Origin of the sequence: Planosporangium flavigriseum, assembly GCF_011947225.1 — a bacterium.
GTDB lineage: Bacteria > Actinomycetota > Actinomycetes > Mycobacteriales > Micromonosporaceae > Planosporangium > Planosporangium flavigriseum.
Genome location: NZ_JAATVW010000011.1, coordinates 156,963 through 176,030, shown reverse-complemented (window position 1 = coordinate 176,030; position 19,068 = coordinate 156,963). Strand labels below are relative to the sequence as shown.

General features: G+C 71.1%; 18 protein-coding genes. 10 read left to right on the top strand and 8 right to left on the bottom strand.

The features are described from left to right. Positions 1-192 precede the first annotated feature (192 nt). Entirely contained in the window at positions 193-897 is a 705-nt protein-coding gene (locus HC028_RS16925; RefSeq protein ID WP_239075587.1) for a GntR family transcriptional regulator, read from the bottom strand. Between the two features lie 271 nt (positions 898-1,168). On the opposite strand from HC028_RS16925, the gene HC028_RS16920 reads away from it, so the two are divergent. Genes HC028_RS16920 through HC028_RS16880 form a run of 9 tightly spaced genes read left to right on the top strand, consistent with a single transcriptional unit; the run spans position 1,169 to position 10,634 of the window. Beyond that, on the top strand, positions 1,169-2,803 hold the full coding sequence (locus tag HC028_RS16920) for an ABC transporter substrate-binding protein (protein ID WP_168078294.1): 1,635 nt from the start codon (positions 1,169-1,171) through the stop codon (positions 2,801-2,803). A 21-nt stretch (positions 2,804-2,824) separates the two neighbouring features. Next, positions 2,825-3,826, top strand: a complete 1,002-nt coding sequence (locus tag HC028_RS16915; RefSeq protein WP_168078293.1) for an ABC transporter permease — start codon at positions 2,825-2,827, stop codon at positions 3,824-3,826. A 34-nt stretch (positions 3,827-3,860) separates the two neighbouring features. Continuing rightward, a complete protein-coding gene (locus HC028_RS16910) occupies positions 3,861-4,754 on the top strand; it encodes an ABC transporter permease (RefSeq protein WP_168078292.1) in 894 nt (297 codons plus the stop codon). Further along, entirely contained in the window at positions 4,751-6,601 is a 1,851-nt protein-coding gene (locus HC028_RS16905) for a dipeptide ABC transporter ATP-binding protein (RefSeq protein ID WP_168078291.1), read from the top strand. Before HC028_RS16910 ends, HC028_RS16905 begins: the two co-directional genes overlap by 4 nt. Then, positions 6,601-7,497 (top strand): C45 family autoproteolytic acyltransferase/hydrolase, encoded by an 897-nt coding sequence (locus HC028_RS16900; protein ID WP_168078290.1) that lies wholly within the window; start codon positions 6,601-6,603, stop codon positions 7,495-7,497. Before HC028_RS16905 ends, HC028_RS16900 begins: the two co-directional genes overlap by 1 nt. A 58-nt stretch (positions 7,498-7,555) precedes the next feature. Then, on the top strand, positions 7,556-8,320 hold the full coding sequence (locus HC028_RS16895; protein ID WP_203981445.1) for a LamB/YcsF family protein: 765 nt from the start codon (positions 7,556-7,558) through the stop codon (positions 8,318-8,320). Beyond that, positions 8,320-8,943, top strand: coding sequence for a 5-oxoprolinase subunit PxpB (pxpB, locus tag HC028_RS16890; protein ID WP_239075588.1), 624 nt, complete (start codon positions 8,320-8,322; stop codon positions 8,941-8,943). Before HC028_RS16895 ends, pxpB begins: the two co-directional genes overlap by 1 nt. Beyond that, complete coding sequence (locus tag HC028_RS16885; RefSeq protein WP_373313974.1) at positions 8,865-9,824, top strand: 5-oxoprolinase subunit C family protein; 960 nt, start codon at positions 8,865-8,867, stop codon at positions 9,822-9,824. The genes pxpB and HC028_RS16885 overlap by 79 nt, the downstream gene beginning before the upstream one ends. Positions 9,825-9,830: 6 nt before the next feature. Then, entirely contained in the window at positions 9,831-10,634 is an 804-nt protein-coding gene (locus HC028_RS16880; protein ID WP_239075589.1) for a putative hydro-lyase, read from the top strand. A 9-nt stretch (positions 10,635-10,643) separates the two neighbouring features. Here the strand turns inward: HC028_RS16880 and HC028_RS16875 are convergent, their stop codons facing one another. The 4 genes from HC028_RS16875 to HC028_RS16860 are packed head-to-tail and all read right to left on the bottom strand — an operon-like array spanning position 10,644 to position 15,577. Beyond that, positions 10,644-11,255 carry a sarcosine oxidase subunit gamma gene (locus HC028_RS16875; protein ID WP_168078287.1) on the bottom strand — a complete coding sequence of 204 codons (612 nt, stop codon included), beginning with the start codon at positions 11,253-11,255 and terminating at the stop codon, positions 10,644-10,646. Further along, entirely contained in the window at positions 11,248-14,040 is a 2,793-nt protein-coding gene (locus HC028_RS27670; RefSeq protein ID WP_239075590.1) for a 2Fe-2S iron-sulfur cluster-binding protein, read from the bottom strand. The genes HC028_RS16875 and HC028_RS27670 overlap by 8 nt, the downstream gene beginning before the upstream one ends. Beyond that, positions 14,037-14,315, bottom strand: coding sequence for a sarcosine oxidase subunit delta (locus HC028_RS16865; RefSeq protein WP_168078286.1), 279 nt, complete (start codon positions 14,313-14,315; stop codon positions 14,037-14,039). Before HC028_RS16865 ends, HC028_RS27670 begins: the two co-directional genes overlap by 4 nt. A 35-nt stretch (positions 14,316-14,350) precedes the next feature. Then, positions 14,351-15,577 carry a sarcosine oxidase subunit beta family protein gene (locus tag HC028_RS16860; protein ID WP_168078285.1) on the bottom strand — a complete coding sequence of 409 codons (1,227 nt, stop codon included), beginning with the start codon at positions 15,575-15,577 and terminating at the stop codon, positions 14,351-14,353. Between the two features lie 341 nt (positions 15,578-15,918). Here HC028_RS16860 and HC028_RS16855 point away from each other — a divergent pair, with 341 nt between their 5' ends. Further along, entirely contained in the window at positions 15,919-16,413 is a 495-nt protein-coding gene (locus HC028_RS16855; RefSeq protein WP_168078284.1) for a DUF892 family protein, read from the top strand. Here HC028_RS16855 and HC028_RS16850 read toward each other — a convergent pair. The 3 genes from HC028_RS16850 to HC028_RS16840 form a co-directional block, all read right to left on the bottom strand. Further along, positions 16,410-17,201 (bottom strand): GntR family transcriptional regulator, encoded by a 792-nt coding sequence (locus tag HC028_RS16850; RefSeq protein ID WP_168078283.1) that lies wholly within the window; start codon positions 17,199-17,201, stop codon positions 16,410-16,412. The genes HC028_RS16855 and HC028_RS16850 overlap by 4 nt on opposite strands. 105 nt (positions 17,202-17,306) lie before the next feature. Beyond that, positions 17,307-18,068, bottom strand: coding sequence for a 3-oxoacyl-ACP reductase FabG (gene fabG / locus HC028_RS16845; RefSeq protein ID WP_168078282.1), 762 nt, complete (start codon positions 18,066-18,068; stop codon positions 17,307-17,309). A 14-nt stretch (positions 18,069-18,082) separates the two neighbouring features. Then, on the bottom strand, positions 18,083-19,060 hold the full coding sequence (locus HC028_RS16840; protein WP_168078281.1) for a phosphotransferase enzyme family protein: 978 nt from the start codon (positions 19,058-19,060) through the stop codon (positions 18,083-18,085). Positions 19,061-19,068 lie beyond the last annotated feature (8 nt).

The following is a 19,068-nucleotide window of genomic DNA, read 5'->3' as shown; positions in this document are numbered from 1 at the left end:
TGCGTAGCCGAGGATCGAACCGGTGGATCTTTCAGACTTCTCATGGGGCACCGGCCGCGCGTCCTGCCGCGCCGGCACGGTGACGGTAGCGAGGTTTGTGGAGTATTACCTCCGCCTATCGACCGTTTTGGTCGGTCTGTTTGGTCGGTCCGATTAGCGCTTTTGGTGGCGGTGTACGAGGGCGAGCGAGACCTAGCCCGCGGTGAAGGCGTGCACGAGCTGCTGTTCGGCCCGGTCGAGGTAATCGGCCAGGGCCGCCGCTGCGCGCTCGCCCTCGCGGGCCTCCACCAGGCCGCAGATGCGGGCGTTGTCGCCGAGGTACGGCTCGTGGAACTGCTGGGGGCGGGCCATCACGTGGAACACCAGGCGCAGTTCGGCGAGTAGCTGATGCATGAGCTCGTTGACCCGCGGGCTGCCGGAGAGGGCCGCCAGCGCGAGGTGGAAGTGCATGTTGGCGGTGCCCACCTGCTGCCATCCGCCGTCCCGTGCGGCGGTTTCGCCCTCGTGTACGGCGGCCCGCACGCGGGCCACCGCGCCCGGCGTGTACTGGGCGGTCGCCCGTACGGCCGAGCACTCGAGGATGCGACGGACGCGGTAGAGGTCGATGACGTCGTCGACGGTCAGCTGCCGCACGAACACGCCCCGGTTGAGCTCGTGCACGAGAAGCCGTTCATGCGCCAGAAGCCGGAAGGCCTCGCGCAGCGTGTTGCGGGATACGGCCAGCGCGCCGGCGATGGTGTCTTCGGACAGGCGGGTTCCGGGGAGGATCCGGCCCTCGATCAGATGGGTGCGCAGGACGTCCGCGACCCGTTCGGCCGTGCTCAGGCGGGCCAGCGCCGATCGGGTCTCACTGAGCGAGTCGACCCAACCGGGCTGAGACTCCAGCAACTTGTCCACGCCTTCTCCCTGCGTTCGTGCCGCGGCGCTCGCGGTGCGCCGGGCGTCCAGCTTGGCACAACCGTCCCTTTAGCACTATCGGGGAGTCGTTCAAAAAGATGATTGATGAATTGTTGAGTGATCAGTACTGTCCACGGCTACAGGCGTAGCAGCCGCCGAGATCACGGGACATGTCTTGGCTGCCGCACCGCTCGATCTGGGGTTACGCGACAGTCGAAACGGCCTAATCGCGCCGTTAGTTCCCACTTATCCCGCGAAAGGCAGCATGAGCATGGATCTTCCGCAGGTCTCGCGCCGTACGTTGCTTCAAGGTGCCCTCGGCGCCGGGGCGCTGTCGGCCCTCGCCGCGTGCGGCGGCGGCTCCTCATCCGGTAAGAGCAGTGGCAACAAGACCCTGGTGTACGCCGACTCCGACACGCCGCCGAGCTTCGACACCGACACCGGAGGGGCCGTCGACACCGGCGAGAGCATCGTCGCCAACTGCTACGCCGGCGACGTCTTCGGCTTCAATAAGGTCTCCGGCCCCAACGGCGTGCAAATCGCCGACATGCTCGCCAAGGGCGTCAAGGGCGGCATCGCGATGGGCTTCGCCGAGAGCGTGGACGTCTCCGACGACCTGCGCACCTACACGGTCCACCTGCGCAGCGGGGTCAAGTCGGCGCTCGGCAACACGCTCACCGCCGACGACGTCGTCTGGTCCTACCAGCGCAGCCTGGCGCTCAAGCAGACCGGCGCCTTCATGACCAACGCCATGGGCATCACCGACCCGAGCCAGATCACCAAGCTCGACGCGAGCACCGTGCGCTTCAGCCTGCCCAGCCCCAGCCCCATCTTCCTGAAGGTCAACGCGGCGAAGCTCTACGCCGGACTGTTCGACTCGGTGGCCGCCAAGGCGCACGCGACCGCGGACGACCCGTGGGCCCGCAACTGGCTGTCGCAGAACACCGCCGGCTTCGGCCCGTACACCGTCAAGTCGATGCAGAAGGGCCGCTTCGTCAACCTCGAGGCGAACCCGAACTACTTCAAGGGCGCGCCGGCCTATTCGAAGGTCGTCTGGAACGCGGTGCCCACCAGCGCCAACCGCATGGCCCTGCTGCAGGGCAACGACGCCGACATCGCCGTCAAGCTCACGCCGCCGCAGCTCAAGCAGGCGCAGGCCGCCAAGCTGAAGGTCACCAGCTACCAGGCCAACCAGATCAAGTCGATGCAGCTGAACACCAAGTACGGCCCGCTCGGCGACTACCGGGTGCGGCAGGCGATCGCGTACGCGATGCCGTACGAGGACATCCTGTCCAGCGTGTACCTCGGCACCGCGACCGCCGTGCGCAGCCCGCTGCCGTCGTCGTACCCCGGCTACACCGACGAGTACTGGTCCTACTCCACCAACATGGACAAGGCCCGTGCGCTGCTGCGCGACGCCGGCGTCAGCGGGTTCAAGCTGACGCTCAGCTACGAGACGACCAACTACGACGACCCGCTGATCGCGCCCATCGTGAAGGCCGCCCTCGGCGACCTCGGCATCACCGTGGAGCTCGAGGGGCTGCCGCAGGCGACGTTCTCCGAGAAGCTCTACAGCCGCAAGGGCCAGGCCTACCTGGTGACCAACTGGCCGTTCGTCGCGGACCCCGGCTACGCGCTCGGCGTGTACTGGAAGTCCACCGCGTTCAACAACGTCGGCGCGTGGTCCAACGCGGAGTTCGACAAGCTGGTCGACCAGATGCTGGTGGAGGCGGCCGACGAGCGCCGTTACGCCCTGGCGAAGACCGCCCAGGAGATCTACATGCGTGAGCAGCCGTGGATCCTGCTCGCCAACCCGGGCTGGCACGTCGCGCACTCGGCAGGGGTCTCCGGCCTCACCTGGTACCCGAACAACGGGGTGCGCTTCGAGGACATCAAGCCGGCCTAGTACGGACGGGAAAGCTGACACATGAGCAGGCTGATCCTTCGCCGCCTCGCGGTTCTGCCCCTGCAGGTCCTCGGCGTCGTGACGATCGTCTTCTTCCTGTCGCGGCTGATGCCAGGGGACCCGGCCTTCCGGCTGGCCGGGTCCCAGGCGACAGCCGAGCAGGTGGCGGCGATCCGGCACGACCTCGGACTGGACCAGCCGATCTGGGCGCAGTACTGGCGGTTCCTGACCCACGCCGTGCAGGGTGACTTCGGCAGATCGCTGCAGACCGGCAACAACGTCACCACCGACCTGCTCCAGCGGGCGCCGGCGACGCTGGCGCTGATCCTGCTGTCGCTGGTCGTCATCATCGTGCTCACGCTCGGCCTGGTCGGGTGGTTCCTGGCGCGGCCCAGGGGAGTGGCGCGGCGCACCATCGGCGGGTACGGCTTCCTCGCCGGCGCCGTCCCGGACTTCTGGATCGGCCTGGCGCTGATCTCGCTGCTGTACGCCCAGTTCGGACTGGGAGCGGCGCCCAGCGGCCAACTCGACGCCCGGATGTTCGTCGACAACCTCACCGGCGTGGCCTTCGTCGACGCGATGCTGGCGGGTGACGGGGCAGCCATGGGAAACGCCGCGCTGCACCTGCTGTTGCCGGTCCTGACCCTGGCGATCGTCTACACCGCACCCGTGGTGCGCATCATGTCGGCGGTCTCCACCCAGACCATGCAGAGCGACTTCATGCGCTTCGCGAACTCCTGGGGAATCAAGTCCTGGCGGCGTGTCGCCTACGTGCTGCACCACGGCGCGCCGACGTTGATCACCGCGTTGGCGTCCACGGTGGTGTTCCTCCTGGGCGGCGCCGTCCTCGTCGAGACCGTCTTCTCCTGGGGCGGGCTGGGCCAGTACGGCGTCGCCGCGGTCACCCAGTCCGACTACGCGGCCGTGCAGGGCTTCGTGATCGTCGCCGGCACGTTCACCGCCGTGGTCTACGCCCTCGGCGACGTGCTGCACACCGTCTTCGACCCGAAGCTGCGCGACTGACCGCCCTTCGTCACCGAAAGGAACCGTGATCGACGTGAACAAGGTCGGTCGGCGCCTCGCCATGCTGGTGGGCGGCCTGTCGCTGCTCCTTGCCGTGGCGGGGCCGTGGATTACGCCCTACGACCCGGAACGGCCCACCGCCGACGTGCTGATGTCGCCGTCGGCGAGCCACCCCATGGGCACGGACGCCTCGGGTCTGGACGTGTTCTCGGTGACGGTGGCCGCGTACCGGACCGACCTGCTGATCGCGCTCGCCGCGGTCGTGCTGTCGCTGGTCGTGGGCATCGTGCTCGGCGTGCTGGCCGGGTACTCGTTCGGCGGCAGTCGGGCGTTCGGAATCCTCGGCAAGGCGGTGGACCGCCTGCTCGACCTCGTGCAGTCGATCCCTGTCGTGATTCTGGGGCTCGCCCTCGTCGCGACGTTCGGCCGCGGAATGCCGAGCGTGATCGCCGCGGTGGCGTTCGTGAACGTGCCCGTCTTCGCCCGGCTGCTTCGGTCCTCACTCAAGAGCGCCGAGCGGGGCGGCCTGGTGCAGGCCTGCCGGTCGGTCGGGTTGAGCGAGCGGGCCACGCTGCTGCGGCACGTGCTGCCCAACTCGCTGGACAGCACGCTGGCCAACGCGTCCGTCGCACTGGGCGGCGCCATCCTGCTGACCGCGGCGCTGAGCTTCCTCGGCGCCGGTGTCCGCCCGCCCACCCCGGAGTGGGGCGCGTTGATCTCCGGCGGCGCCAACTACGTGCCCACCGGCCAGTGGTGGATCAGCGTCTTCCCGGGCCTGGTCCTGTCCCTGACGGTGGTGTGCTTCGCGCTCGCCGGCGAGAGCGTCCGCGACCGGCTGAGCGGCGCCAGCGGCCGGAAGCGCTCCGCCGACGCCGGGCAGACCGATGCAGCACAGACCGACACCGACACCGTGATGAGGCTTGCATGAGTTCGATGCGACTGCAGGTACGCGACCTGGTCGTCGAGGCGGGGCGAGGGGGCGAGCGCACCCAGGCCGTCCGAGGCGCCTGTCTGAGCGTGGCCGAGGGCCAGGTCGTCGGACTGGTCGGTGAGTCCGGCAGTGGAAAGACGATGACCTCGCTGGCCTGCCTGGGGCTGCTGCCACCCGGCGTGGAGGTGGTCGGCGGCGAGATCACCGTGGACGGGCACGCCATGCTCACCCTGCCCGAACGCGACCGCCGGGCACTGCGCGGACCGTCGATCGCCATGGTCTTCCAGGACCCGCTCAGCAGCTTCCACCCGGGGCTGTCGGTCGGTACCCAGATCGTCCACTCGCTTCGTGACCACGGCGTCGGGCGCGCGGAGGCGAAGGCGCGCTGCATCGAGGTGCTCGGCGAGGTGGGCCTGCCGAAACCGGAGGCGCAGGCCCGCCGCTTCCCGCATCAGCTGTCCGGCGGCATGCGCCAGCGCGCCATGATCGCCCTGGCGCTGGCCAACCGGCCCCGGATCCTGATCGCGGACGAGCCCACCACGGCGCTGGACCCGACCGTGCAGGCGGGCATCCTGCGCCTGCTGCGGCGCCTGGCCGACGACGGGCTGGGCGTGCTGTTCATCAGCCACAACCTCGGGGTGGTCGCCGGGCTCTGCGACGAGGTCACGGTGATGCGCAACGGGGAGGTCGTCGAGTCCGGCCCGACCGCACGCATCATCGGCGACCCGCAGCATCCGTACACGCAGACGCTGCTGGCCGCGGCGCCGAGCCTGCCCGACCCGGTGGAGGTCGGGGACCCGATCGTGGTCCGGGAGGAGCCCGGCGCGGCCGCGCCGGACAGCCGGGTCGACCGGGACGCGGCCGTGTACACGCTCGCCGACGTCAGTCGGCACTTCGTGTCGGGCAGCCGTGGCCGCAAGACCACCGTGCACGCCCTCGACGGCGTCTCGCTGTCCATCACCAAGGGCAGCTCCACCGGCATCGTGGGGGAGTCCGGGTCGGGCAAGTCCACCCTCGCCCGGCTGCTCGGCGCGCTCGACGCCCCGTCGAGCGGTCAGGTCCTCTTCCACGGCCAGGACCTCACCGGGATGTCCAAACAGGACATGCGGGCGTTCCGGCGCAAGGTACAGTTCGTCTTCCAGGACCCGACCTCGAGCCTGGACCCGCGGTACACGGTGGAGGACACCCTGCGGGAGGCCCTCCACACCCACGGCGTCACCGACCCCGCGCAGGTGGCCCGGCGGTTCACCGAGCTGAGCGAGCAGGTCCGGCTGCCCAAGTCGCTGTTCGGCCGCTACCCCCGCGAGCTCTCGGGCGGGCAGCGCCAGCGGGTGGCGATCGCGCGGGCCCTCGCGCCGCGGCCCGAGGTACTCATCGCCGACGAGCCGGTCAGCTCCCTGGACGTGTCCATCCAGGCGCAGGTGATGGACGTGTTCCGGGACCTGTCGGAGAACGACGGGCTGACGCTGGTCATGGTGTCGCACGACCTGGCGCTGATCCGCGACGTCTGCGACAGCCTCGTGACGCTCTACAACGGCACGGTGATGGAGAGTTCGCAGGCGGCGGCCTACTACGAGCAGCCCATGCACCCGTACTCGTCCGCGCTGCTGCACTCCATGCCCAACCCGCGCCACATCGGGCGGCTGCCCGAGGTGCTGGCGCTGGGCGAGCCGGCCGACCCCACGTCGCCGCCGCCCGGGTGCCGGTTCCACCCGCGCTGCCCCCGCGCGCAGGACCTGTGCCGGGAGCAGCGCCCGGCCCTCACGGCGATGCCCGACCGGGTACTGGCCTGTCATTTCCCCCTGACGGTTCCCGCCGTCACCGCAGAGGTTGGTGAGCGCTGATGTGCACTCTCGTCGGTCGTCATACCGGTGCCCAGTGGGTACTGGCCAGCAACAGCGACAACCCGTACGACGTGACCAACCACGTCATCTCCTGCGTGGCCACGCCGTACTCGTACCTCGCGGTCGAGGTGCGCTGCCCCGGAGACGAGGTCGTGGCCTGGGACGGCATGGTGACCCGCGGGGTCAACTCCGCGGGGCTGGCGTTCACCTACGCCTACGTCCCCGAGCAGTCGGACGTTCCCATCGTGAAGGACGCCAGCCTGCCCCCGCAGACCTGGACGCGGGACATGCTGGCGACGGCGGCGACCGTCGACGAGGCGCTGCGCTTCATGGCGGAGCGCGCCGGGCAGCTCCTGACCGGCAACTACCTGATCGGCGACCGGGACGGTGAGCCGGTCATCGCCGAGGTCTCCGGCGGTCGGCTGACCCTCACCAAGTCCCGGGACGGGGCGATCGCCTGCACGAACGTCTGGCAGACCAGCCCGGACGCGGTACCGGAGAACTGGCCGGCCGAGTCGGCCTCGCTGGAGCGCTCGGAGCGCTCCTGGACGATGCTCGGCGCCGGCTCCGGGGCGGCGCTGGCCGAGGTGCTCGGCGATCACGACCGGGCCGAGGTCGACGACGCCGGTCGCGCGAAGTCCATCTGCAGCCACGGCACCCAGATGGGCACGATCTCCAGCGAACTGCTCGACACCCGCAGCCGTACGCTGTGGTGGTGCTACGGCTGGCCCTGCGGACAGGCTCGGGGCAACGAGAACGTCCAGCGGTCGTCGTGGGGCACCTACGTGCCGTTCCGCGTCGACCGGATCGAAGCCGATGCGGAACTGGTCACCGTCGACGGGCTCATCACCCCGGCCGGCACCCGTGTCGTCGCCACGGCGCCGCTGCCCGCCTGATCCGCTACCCGACGTTGAGCCCCAAACCCACCGGACGGCCGTGATGTCACAGCCCACGATCGACCTCAACAGCGACCTCGGCGAGTCCTACGGCCGGTGGCGCCTCGGCGACGACGCCGCCCTCCTGTCGGTGGTCACCAGCGCCAACATCGCCTGCGGCTTCCACGCCGGGGACCCCACGACGATTCGGTCCGCCTGCCGGGAGGCGGTCCGCAACGGCGTGGCGATCGGCGCCCAGGTCGGCTACCCCGACCTGCTGGGCTTCGGCCGCCGCTTCATCGACATGGAGCCCGGCGAGCTCACCGACGCCGTGCTCTACCAGATCGCCGCGCTGGACGGCCTGGCCCGCGTCGCCGGTTCCCGGGTCACGTACGTCAAGCCGCACGGCGCCCTCTACAACACCGTGGTGCACCACGAGGAGCAGGCGGCGGCCGTCGTCCAGGCGGTGCGCGAGTACGACGCCAGCCTGCCGCTGCTCGGCCTGCCCGGCTCGGTGCTGCTGAAGAGCGCCACCGAAGCGGGGCTGCCGACGGTCGGGGAGGCGTTCGCGGACCGGGCGTACACGCGGGAGGGCACGCTGGTGTCGCGGCGGGAGGCCGGCGCGGTGCTGCACGACCCGGACGAGGTGGCGCGGCGGGTGGTGCGGATGGTCACCGACGGCGAGGTGCTCGCGATCGACGGCACCCCCGTGCGCCTGGCCGCCGAATCGGTCTGCCTGCACGGCGACAGCGAGGGCGCCGTGGCGATGGCCCGGGCGGTACGCGACGCGCTGACCGCCGCCGGCGTCCGGCTGCGGGCCTTCGCCCCCGGAGCCGACCACTGATGAGCATGCGGTTCCTGCCGTGTGGCGACTCCGCCGTGCTGGTCGAACTCGACGACCTGGACGCGGTCCTCTCCCTGCACGCCGAGCTGGCCAGCGAGCCACCGCCCGGCGTGGTCGACCTGGTACCCGCCGCCCGTACCCTGCTGCTGCGCGTCGACTCCCGGCAGGTCGACGTCGACGCCGTGACCCGTGCGGTCGCCGCCCTGCGGCCACGGGGCGAACGGCAGCGCGACGTCCGCACCGTCGAGATCCCGGTGATCTACGACGGCGAGGACCTGTCCGAGGTCGGCCGGCTGACCGGGCTCGGCGAACGCGGCGTCGTGGCGGCCCACACCGGCCAGACGTGGACCGTCGCGTTCACGGGCTTCGCCCCGGGCTTCGGCTACCTCATCGGCGAGGACGACCGGCTGCACGTACCCCGCCGGGCCAACCCGCGCACCCGCGTACCCACCGGTGCGGTGGGCCTGGCCGGGGAGTTCAGCGGCGTCTACCCCCGGGAGTCGCCGGGCGGCTGGCAACTGCTCGGCCGCACCCACCGGCGGATGTGGGATCTCCAGCGAAACCCACCGGCGCTGCTGGCGCCCGGCGTACGGGTGCGATTCGTCGAGGTGCCGGCCCGGTGAGTCCGACGGCGGTTCTCGAGGTGCTGTCCGCCGGCCCGTTGACCACCATCCAGGACCTCGGCCGGCCGGGCCACGCCGCCTGGGGAGTCGGTGCGAGCGGTGCGGCCGACCGGCGTTCGTTACGCCTGGCCAACCGACTCGTCGGCAACGCCGAGCACGCGGCGGCGCTCGAAGTGGTCCTCGGTGGGCTCCACCTGTGTGCCCACCGCGCGGTCATCCTGGCGCTCACCGGCGCACGGTGCGACGCCACGGTGGACGGACGCCCGGTCGGGCACAACAGCGTGCTGTCCCTGCGGCGCGGTCAGGTACTGCGCCTGCGCACCCCCGCCACCGGCCTTCGGACCTACGTCGCCGTGCGCGGCGGCATCGACGTCGAACCCGTGCTCGGCTCCCGATCCACCGACGTGCTCTCGGGGCTCGGCCCCGCCGTCGTCGCCGCGGGCTCCCTGCTTCCGGTCGGCGCGCCGCCGCCGGCCTTCCCCAACGTCGACTTCGCGCCGGTACCGGATCCACCGCACGACGAGGTGACCCTCCAGGTCACCCTGGGACCGCGGGACGACTGGTTCACCCCCGAGGCCCGCGACGCGCTGCTGCGGACCTCCTGGACGGTGACCCCGGACAGCAACCGGGTCGGCATGCGGCTGAGCGGCACCGCGCTGGCCCGAGCCGTCTGCGGCGAGCTCCCCAGCGAGGGAATGGTGCGGGGCGCGCTCCAGGTACCGCCGACCGGGCTGCCCACCCTGTTCCTGTCCGATCACCCGGTCACCGGGGGCTACCCCGTGATCGCGGTCGTCGTCGACGCCGACGTCGACCGGGCGGCCCAACTGCGCCCCGGCCAGACACTGCGTTTCCGTACCATCCACCAACCGAGGACGAGGTGACTTTTCGTGCAGACCATCACCGGAACTCCCGCCGACCCGGCAGCTCTCACGCCCGCCGCAGCCCGCGCTGCGTTCCGGGCCGGGCTCAGCACGCCCACCAGCGGCTGGTGCGCCGGTGCGACCCAGGCCAACCTCATCGCGGTGCCCCGCGAGTACGCCTACGACGTGCTGCTCTTCACCCAGCGCAACGCACAGGCCTGCCCGGTGATCGACGTGACCGACCCCGGCGACCCGCGTACCAGCCTGGCCGAAGGCGCTGATCTGCGCACTGACATCCCGGCCTACCGCGTCTACGAGAACGGCGAACTCGTCACCGAGACGACCGACGCCAGCGAGTACTGGCGGGGCGACCTCGTGGCGTTCCTGCTGGGGTGCAGCTTCACCTTCGAGAAGGGACTGCTCGACGCGGGCGTCCCGGTGCGTCACCTCACCGCCGGCGCCAACGTGCCCATGTACCGCACCAACCGGCCCTGCCGCCCGGCCGGCCGGATCGAGGGCCCGCTCGTGGTGTCCATGCGGGCGATTCCCGCCGCCCAGGTCGCCGCCGCGGTGCAGGTCACCAGCCGCTTTCCGACCATGCACGGCGCGCCGGTGCACGTCGGTGACCCGGTCGGGCTCGGCATCGCCGACCTGATGCGGCCCGACTACGGCGACAAGCCGATCATCGAGGACGGCGACGTCCCGGTCTTCTGGGCCTGCGGGGTAACCCCGCAGGCCGCCGCGGTCGCCGCGAAGCTTCCCTTCGCGATCTCCCACGCGCCCGGCCAGATGTTCATCACCGACGTGGCGGACGCGAGCTGGTCGCTCTGACGACCCGCCCTATCGGGTAACGCGGTACTCCACGCTCGCGTCGATCAGCCAGTCGACCAGGTAGGCCGCGAAAGACGCCCGGACCAGTACCCGGAACGCCCCGTCCCGGCGTCCGACGAGGATGACCTGGGCGCGGGCCAGCAACGTCTGGGCGCTCGCGCCTTCGCCGAACACCCTGGGGTGCAGGTCGAGGGCGCAGCCGGACGCCAGCAGGTCGCGGGCCCGCGGGCCGGACAGTTCCAGGGTGGTCCGCTGGGCGGAGACGTCGACGACGGCGGCGTGCTCGTCGCCGATCGCCGACCGCAGCCGGGCCGCCAGGTCGCTCTCGGTGCCGGGCGGACCGATGACGAGCCACTCGTCGGGGCCGAGCCACACCACGGTCAGCTCGTCCGATCCGGCCGGGCCCGACGTGGCGGCGCCCGGCCCGGTCGGCAGCGGTACGCCAAGCTCCAGGGCGCCAGCCTCGGCCGCCGGACCCTTCGGGTCGAGCCGCAGGTTGAGCTGGGTCAGGAACGGGAGCTCTGCGATATAAACGGCGCCGCCGGTTGCGCGGGTGACCTCGGCGAGCCGATCCGCAGCGAACGCCAACGGGCTTTGTCGAAGAAGAGTCTGCTCAGCCATCTCGCCGGGTCCCCTCCGGGTCGTACAGCACGGGGCTTGTGATCGTCACCGGCACCAGGGCCTCGCCGAGCGGCGCGTAGACGCGCTCGCCCATCCGGTCCCGGCCGCCGCGGATGAGGGCGAGCGCGAACGGGCGCCCCAGCGCCGCGCTGTGGTAGCTGGACGTGACGTGGCCCAGCATCGGCACCGGCGGCTCGGGAAGAGTCTCCATCTCCACCAGGTGCGCGCCCTCCGGCAGCAGCGTCGCGCCGTCGTCGGGGAGCAGGCCGACCAGGTGCTTGCGGTCGGGGCGGGCGTTCTCCGCGCGGGCGAACGACCGCTTGCCGACGAAGTCGGGCTTCTTCTTCGACACCACCCAGTCCATGCCGAGGTCCTGCGGCGTGACCGTGCCGTCGGTGTCCTGCCCGATGATCGGGTACCCCTTCTCGGCGCGGAGCACGTGCATCGTCTCGGTGCCGTACGTGGTGATGCCGAAGGGCTCGCCCGCCGCGTACACGGCCTCCCACAGCGCGAGCGCGTCCCACCAGCTCACGTTGAGCTCGTAGGCCAGCTCACCGGAGAAGCTGATCCGGCACACCCGGGCCGGGAGGCCCGCCACCGACGTGTCCCGCCACGTCATGAACGGGAAGTCCGCGTTGTCCACGGGGAGGTGGGGAGCGAGGGCGCCCAGCACCTCCCGGGAACGCGGCCCGACCAGGGCCACGGTCGCCCACTGCTCGGTCACCGAGGTGCAGCGCACCCGCAGGTCCGGCCACTCCGTCTGGAGGAAGTCCTCCATCCAGTCGAGCACCGCGGCGGCGTTGCCGGTCGTGGTGGTGACCAGGAAGCGGTCGGACGCCAGCCGGATCACGGTGCCGTCGTCGAAGACCATGCCGTCCGCGCGGCACATCACGCCGTACCGGATTGCGCCGACCTTCAGCGTGCTGATCAGGTTCGTGTACAGGCGGTCGAGCAGGACGGCCGCGTCGGGCCCCTGTACGTCGATCTTGCCGAGGGTGGAGGCGTCCATCATGCCCACGCCCTCGCGGACCGCCCGGCACTCGCGCCGCACGGCGGCGTGCAGGTCCTCGCCGGCTTGCGGGTAGTACCAGGGCCGCTTCCACTGGCCGACGTTCTCGAACAGGGCGCCGTGCGCCTCGTGCCACGAGTGCAGGGCGGTCACGCGTACGGGGTCGTGCAGCGCGCCGCGGTCCCGGCCGGCGAGGGCGGCGAAGCTGACCGGCGCGTACGGCGGCCGGAACGTGGTCGTGCCGAGGTCGCCGACGTCCACGCCGAGCAGGTGCGCCACGACACCGCTGGTGAGTGTGCCGGACGTCTTGCCCTGGTCGTGCGCGGTCCCGGCGGTGGTGTACCGCTTGACGTGCTCCACCGATCGCATCCCGGCGCCGGTGGCGCGGCGGATGTCGGCGACGGTCACGTCGCGCTGCAGGTCCACGAACTGGGTCGCCTCGTCACCCGGCAGCGCCCACAGGTGTACGGGCGGCGTGGCGGGCCGCTCGTCGATGGTTGGCAGGGGGCGGACCTGTCCGGCGGTGAAGCCGGTGGCCTCGGCGGCTTTTTGGCCTGCCGCCGTGCCCTCGGCCAGACACCCGACGACGGGGTACGTGCCGTTGGCGGCGCCGGCCACCTCGACCGCCTGCCGGCAGCCGTCCGGCCGGAACGCGCCGAGGTCGGCGTCGAAGCGCAGGCGGCCGCCGACCTGGCTGTACAGGGCGCCGGCCGGGTTCCAACCGGCGGACACCAGCAGCAGGTCCGCCGCGAACTCGCGGCCATCGTCCAGGACCACGGCCGCGACCCGGTCCTCGCCCCGGGCGCGGGCGATCGTGTGCCCGGCGAGCACCTCGACCCCGCGCCACTGCGGATTGGCGTCCGGTCGGGCGTCGACGATCGCCGCGATCTCGACCCCGGCGTCGAGGAGGTCCGCTGCCGCCGCGTACGCGCTGTCGTTCGTGGTGAACACGACCGCGCGCCGGCCGGGCCGGACCCCGTACCGGTTGACGTAGGTCCGCGCTGCCCCGGCGAGCATCACGCCGGGCAGGTCGTTGCCGTCGAACGCCAGGGACCGCTCGTGCGCGCCGGTGGCCAGCACGACGTGGCGCGCCCGGATGCGCCAGATGCGTTCCCGCGACAGGTGCGCGGGCGCGGCGGCACCGAGGTGGTTGGTGCGCCGCTCCACCGCGATGACGTAGTTGTCGTCGTAGTACCCGAACGCGGTGGTCCGCGTCAGCAGGCGTACCTCGGGGTTGGCCCGCAGGTCGGCGGCGACCGACGCGGCCCAGTCCAGGGCCCCGGTCTCCCTGGTGCCGAGCAGGCTCCCGCCCGGCTCGGGCTGGTCGTCGACGAGCACGACCCGGGCGCCGGAGGCCGCGGCGACCGACGCGGCGGCGAGGCCGGCCGGGCCGGCGCCGACCACGAGGACGTCGCAGTGCGCGTGCATCGCGTCGTAACGGGCCGGGTCCGGCTCGTTCGCCAACCGGCCCTGGCCGGGCAGGCCGCGGGCGACCAGCCCGTCGTAGAGTTCGACGGTGGTCGCCGTCAGCATCGGCTCCGGGAACGGCTCCTCGACCTGGACGAGCGCGTTGGGCTCCTCGACGCCGGCCGCGAAGATGCCGCGCGGACGGCCCAGCTTGATGCTCGTCGACGTCTGGATCACGCCGTTGGCCAGCAGCGCGGAGGCGAGCGTGTCGCCCGCGTACCCCTCGTAGTCGCGCCCGCCGAAGCGGAACCGGACCGCCTGGTCGCGGTCGATCCGCCCACCGCTCGTGGTCCTGAATTCCTGACTCATGCGATCACCGGCTTCGGCTGACCGGCCGGGTACACGGCCAGGATCTCGTTGGTCACGGTGTCGCGGATGACGTTGAACCACCGCCGGCAGCTCGCGCTGTGGTTCCACCGCTCCGCGAACGGGCCCTTGGGGTTGTCCCGGAAGAACAGGTACCGCGCCCAGTCGGCGTCCGACAGCGCGGCGGGGTCGGCCGGGTAGGAGACGTGGGCCTGGCCGCCGTAGTGGAACTCGGCCTCCTCGCGGGGACCGCACCACGGGCAGGGGATGAGCATCATGGCGTGCTTGCTCCTAATCTGCTCGGTCTATCTGCTCAGTGCGCGACCGCGGCCGCGCCGTGCTCGTCGACGAGCGCGCCGGTGGTGAAGCGGTCCAGGCTGAACGGGGCGTTGAGCGGGTGCGGCTCGCCGTGGGCGATGGTGTGCGCGTAGCACCAGCCGACGCCGGGGGTCGCCTTGAAGCCGCCGGTACCCCAGCCGCAGTTGACGTACAGCTCGTCAACCGGGGTCAGCCCGACGATCGGGGAGGCGTCCGGGGTCACGTCGACGATGCCGCCCCAGGTACGCAGCACGTGGGCGCGGGCGAAGGCCGGGAACAGTTCGAGCGCCGCCGACATCTGCCGCTCGATGATGTGGAACGCGCCGCGCTGCCCGTACCCGTTGTAGCTGTCGATGCCGGCGCCCATCACCAGTTCGCCCTTGTGGGCCTGGCTGACGTAGACGTGCACGGCGTTCGACATGACAACCGTCGGGTGTACGGGTTCGAGGAGTTCGGAGACGAGCGCCTGCAGCGGGTGGCTCTGCACGGGCAGGTCGATGCCGGCCATCCGGGCCACGACGGACGAGTGGCCGGCGGCAGCCATCGCCACCTTGCCGGCGGCGATGCGCCCGCGCGTGGTCTGCACCCCGGTGATCCGGCCTCCTGCGATGTCGAGGCCGGTGACTTCACAGTGCTGGATGAGGTCGACGCCCAGCGCGTCCGCGGCGCGGGCGAAGCCCCAGGCGACGTAGTCGTGCTTGGCGATGCCGGCCCGGGGCTGGTACGTGCCGCCGAGCACCGGGTAGCGCACGTCGGGGGAGACGTTGACGATCGGGCAGACCTCTTTGACCTGCTGCGGGTCGAGCCACTCGGCGTCGACGCCGTTGAGCCGGTTGGCCTCGACGCGGCGCACGCTGTCGCGTACGTCCTGGAGGCTGTGCGCCAGGTTGACCACGCCGCGCTGGCTGAACAGGATCGGGTAGTCGAGGTCTTCCTCGAGTCCTTCCCACAGCTTGAGGGCGTGCTCGTAGATGCCGGCGCTCTCGTCCCACAGGTAGTTCGACCGGATGATCGTCGTGTTGCGCGCCATGTTGCCGCCGGCGAGCCAGCCGCGTTCGAGCACCGCGACGTTGGTGATGCCGTGGTTTTTCGCCAGGTAGTAGGCGGTGGCCAGGCCGTGCCCGCCGGCGCCGATGACGATGACGTCGTAGCTACGCTTCGGTTCGGGGTTGCGCCAGAGCCAGTCCGGGTGGTCGGGCAGATCGCTACCGGGTCCGGCCATCGGCGTCCTTCCGTCTCTGGGTTTGAGTGTCTCGGCATGCGCAACAGCACGCGCGATTCGCAACTAGCCTGCGCTGGCTGTTCGCGCCTGTCAAGGGGCGATCACCCGGCGGAACCCGTTGGTGTCTGGCGGGCTCGCCCGCCGACTCCTCTGCGATCTTGGAAGATTTGGCATCAATATTGGTGCCAAATCTTCCAAGATCCGGCGATTCGGGCCGTGGGGGCTGCCGACCGATCCGCGGCCCGGCCCTCGGGCGAGTGGTGTCCCGCTGACTAGGCGGTCCCAGCGCGGGTAGTCCGAGTCGCGTCCGGCGAGCAGTCCGCGGTGATCGGGAGGACCCGATGGCAGTCGTGCGCATGGAGGACCTGTTCGTCTACGAGCTGTCCGGTATGCACGACGAGGAGCGGGAGACCGCCGTGCTGACGGCGGACATGATCGACCAGCTTCGGGACGACAACCTGCAGCGGGTCATGCGCTTCGAACACGAGGAGTGCCAGCGGCGGATGAAGAACCTGGACCTGTGCTTCCACTCGATCGGCAGCCGGCCGAGATCGGTCGCGGCGCTGGTGGTCGACGGGATCCACGCGGACTACCAGCGCTTTCTCAGCCTGGAACCGTCGGACATGACGGCGACCATGTACACGTTCGGCACCGCGTTGAAGCTGGCCCACTTCGGCGTCGGCAGCTACCAGGCACTGGTCGACAAGGCGGTGCTGACGGGCAAGACCGCGTGCACCCAGGCGCTGCAGAACAACCTGGTGATGTACACGGAGAGCATCGGCCGGATGCACCACGTCTGCCACAACATCAGCCAGCGGATCATGGCCACCGCCTAGCCGCAGGCGCGTAGCTCGACCACGTTGCCGTCGGTACTGGCGTTCGCACGCAGGCCGCGCCCGGCGGAGCTCACCGAGATGCGGGTCCGGTCGGCCCGGAAGAGGTCGTGTGAGAACTCGAACCGCCGGCCGTTGGAGTCCCGGGTCACCCGGGTGACGGACAGCAGCGGGGCGTCGCGGGCGACGTCGAGCACCTGAGCTTCCCGCGGGGTGGCCGCCACCACCTCGATCAGCTCGTCGGACACGGCCGGGCGCACGTCGTAGACCTGGTCGAGCAGTTCGTACAGCGAACCGCCCAACGGCTGCTCGAGCAGGTCGGGGAAGAGATCGACCGGGAAGCGTGCGTGGTCCAGTGAGATCGGGCTGCCGTCGGCCAGCCGTACGCGGACGATGTCGTGGACGAGGGCGTCCTCGGGCAGCGCCAGGGCGGTGCGGGTCGCGTCGTCCGCCTGCACCAGGGCCGTCGCGAGTACTCGGGAGCCGGCCGAGAAGCCCTGGCGCTGTAGGTACGCCGGCAGCCCGTCCACGTGGGTGAGGTCGCGCTCCACCTTGGCGTGCGCCACGAAGGTGCCCCCGGACCGGCCCGCCACCCGGCGCAGGATGCCCGCCTGCACCAGGGACCCGAGCGCGTGGCGGAGGGTGGCGCGGCTCACCCCGAGTTGCCGCGCGAGTTCGCGTTCACTGGTGAGCCGCTGCCCGGGGGCAAGCGCACCGGAGCTGATCTCGGCCAGGATCTTGCGCCTGACCTCCTCGGCGACCGGGCTGCCCGCCAGCGACGACTCCGTCATGATCGCGACTTCTCCTCCTCGTACCCGGTCCGATTGTCTCCTGACCAAAGTCTGCCGTAGCGCGTCGTGGCCGATACAGCCACTCCTGGAACAGTGCGGCTTCCGTTACAGAGCCTCGAGCGTCTCCGGCAGCACCTGGCCCCCGTCGATGACGATCGTCTGGCCGGTGACGTAACCGGCTTCGTCGCTGGCGAAGTACAGCGCGGCGTACCCGATGTCCTCGACCTTGCCGAGCCGCTTGAGCGGGATCGACGCCGCCATCGAGCGCTGGTAGTCCTCGCCCATCCCGTCGAGGCCTTCGGTGGCGATGTTGCCGGGCAGCACCGCGTTCACCGTGATGCCCTTGCCGGCCAGCTCGATGGCGGCCGTACGGACGAAGCCCAGCTGGCCGGCCTTGCTCGCGGCGTAGTGGCTCCACCCCGGGTACCCGGTGATCGGGCCGGTGATGGAGGAGGTGACGACGATCCGCCCGCGCCCGGAGCGCTCCAGCGCCGGCAGGCACGCCTGGACGGTGTAGAAGGTGCCCTTGAGGTTGGTGCCGAGCACGTGTTCGAGGTCGTCGGGGGTCATGGTGTCGAGGGCGGCCGACGGGAACACCCCGGCGTTGGCGCAGAGCACGTCGATGCCGCCGTTGCGCTCGACGACGGCTTCGGCCATGGCGCGGCAGCCGGCCGGGTCGGCGATGTCGCCGCTGACCCAGGTGACCCCGGCGCCCAGCTCGTCGGCGGCCGTACGCAGCGCGTTCTCGTCGCGTCCGGTGATGACCACGCGGGCGCCGACGCGGGCGAAGACCCGGGCGATGCCCTTGCCGATGCCCTTGCTGCCGCCGGTCACGATGACCGAGCGCCCTTCGAGGGAGGTGAGCATGCGAACCTCAATCCTTACGGGTGGGGGGTGGTGGACAGGTACTGCTCCGCCAGGTCACAGGAGACGCGGGTGAACTCCGCGCCCATCTCCTGTGCGAGATCGGTCGTGCTGTGCGAGCCGATCCACGCCACCAGCAGGAGCCGGCGCAGCATGATGAACGTGCCGATCTCCTGCTCGTCGGCGCTGCTCAGGTCGCACACCCGGCGGTAGCCCCGCACCCAGGCGTCCGTCCACTCCGGAACGCGCGGGTCGTCCTCGATGAAGGACACGGCGGTGGCCAGGTCGTAGAGGTACCAGCTGAAACCGCAGTCGTCGAAGTCGATGACGTAGACCTGGTCACCGTCGAGCAGCAGGTTGGCCAGCCGCATGTCGGCGTGTACCAGGCCGAAGCGGTCCGGGCCCTTGCCGAACGCCGCCAGCCGCCGCAGGACCAGGTCGGCCGCTGCGGACAGGATCCGCTGCTCCGCCGCGCCGATGGCCATGCCGTCCTGCCAGCGGCCCCAGTGCGGGGTGGCCCCGAGCGTCGTCTCGTCGTCCCAGGAGAACCGGGTGAAGTCGGCCGGCCGCCGCCAGGAGCGGGTGTGCAGGTGCATGCGGGCCGTGATGCCGCCCAGCACCTCGAACTGGGTGACCAGGTCGTCGGTGGGCGGTTCGACGCCGGGCAGCCACTCGAACAGCACGCCGTGGCGGTACCGGTCGCCGACCCGCAGGTCGACGACGCGGCGGCCGTCGACCGCGCGCAGCGTCTCCGGCGTGCGTACCCCGGCCTCGCTGCGCAGCGCCTCGAGCCAGTTCAGCTCCGACTCGATGGCCTGCCGGGAGTGGTAGCCGTCGCGGTGCACGCGCAGGACCGCCCGCCGGTCGGCCTCCTGCACCAGGAAGGTGCCGTTCTCCGACAGGTTGAGCAGCCGTACCCGCGCGTCGGGGGAGAACCCGTACTCGGGCAGCGCCACCTGTGCGAACGCCTCGTACTGCGCCTGTGGGGACTCCACCGGTGTCA

What these genes read in the sequence shown, in the direction of transcription:
- HC028_RS16920 (WP_168078294.1), top strand. Translation starts at nt 1,169, where the DNA reads ATGGATCTTCCGCAGGTCTCGCGCCGTACGTTGCTTCAAGGTGCCCTC.
- HC028_RS16915 (WP_168078293.1), top strand. Translation starts at nt 2,825, where the DNA reads ATGAGCAGGCTGATCCTTCGCCGCCTCGCGGTTCTGCCCCTGCAGGTC.
- HC028_RS16905 (WP_168078291.1), top strand. Translation starts at nt 4,751, where the DNA reads ATGAGTTCGATGCGACTGCAGGTACGCGACCTGGTCGTCGAGGCGGGG.
- HC028_RS16900 (WP_168078290.1), top strand. Translation starts at nt 6,601, where the DNA reads ATGTGCACTCTCGTCGGTCGTCATACCGGTGCCCAGTGGGTACTGGCC.
- pxpB (WP_239075588.1), top strand. Translation starts at nt 8,320, where the DNA reads ATGAGCATGCGGTTCCTGCCGTGTGGCGACTCCGCCGTGCTGGTCGAA.
- HC028_RS16875 (WP_168078287.1), bottom strand. Translation starts at nt 11,255, where the DNA reads ATGGCTGAGCAGACTCTTCTTCGACAAAGCCCGTTGGCGTTCGCTGCG.
- HC028_RS27670 (WP_239075590.1), bottom strand. Translation starts at nt 14,040, where the DNA reads ATGAGTCAGGAATTCAGGACCACGAGCGGTGGGCGGATCGACCGCGAC.
- HC028_RS16865 (WP_168078286.1), bottom strand. Translation starts at nt 14,315, where the DNA reads ATGATGCTCATCCCCTGCCCGTGGTGCGGTCCCCGCGAGGAGGCCGAG.
- HC028_RS16860 (WP_168078285.1), bottom strand. Translation starts at nt 15,577, where the DNA reads ATGGCCGGACCCGGTAGCGATCTGCCCGACCACCCGGACTGGCTCTGG.
- HC028_RS16855 (WP_168078284.1), top strand. Translation starts at nt 15,919, where the DNA reads ATGGCAGTCGTGCGCATGGAGGACCTGTTCGTCTACGAGCTGTCCGGT.
- HC028_RS16850 (WP_168078283.1), bottom strand. Translation starts at nt 17,201, where the DNA reads ATGACGGAGTCGTCGCTGGCGGGCAGCCCGGTCGCCGAGGAGGTCAGG.
- fabG (WP_168078282.1), bottom strand. Translation starts at nt 18,068, where the DNA reads ATGCTCACCTCCCTCGAAGGGCGCTCGGTCATCGTGACCGGCGGCAGC.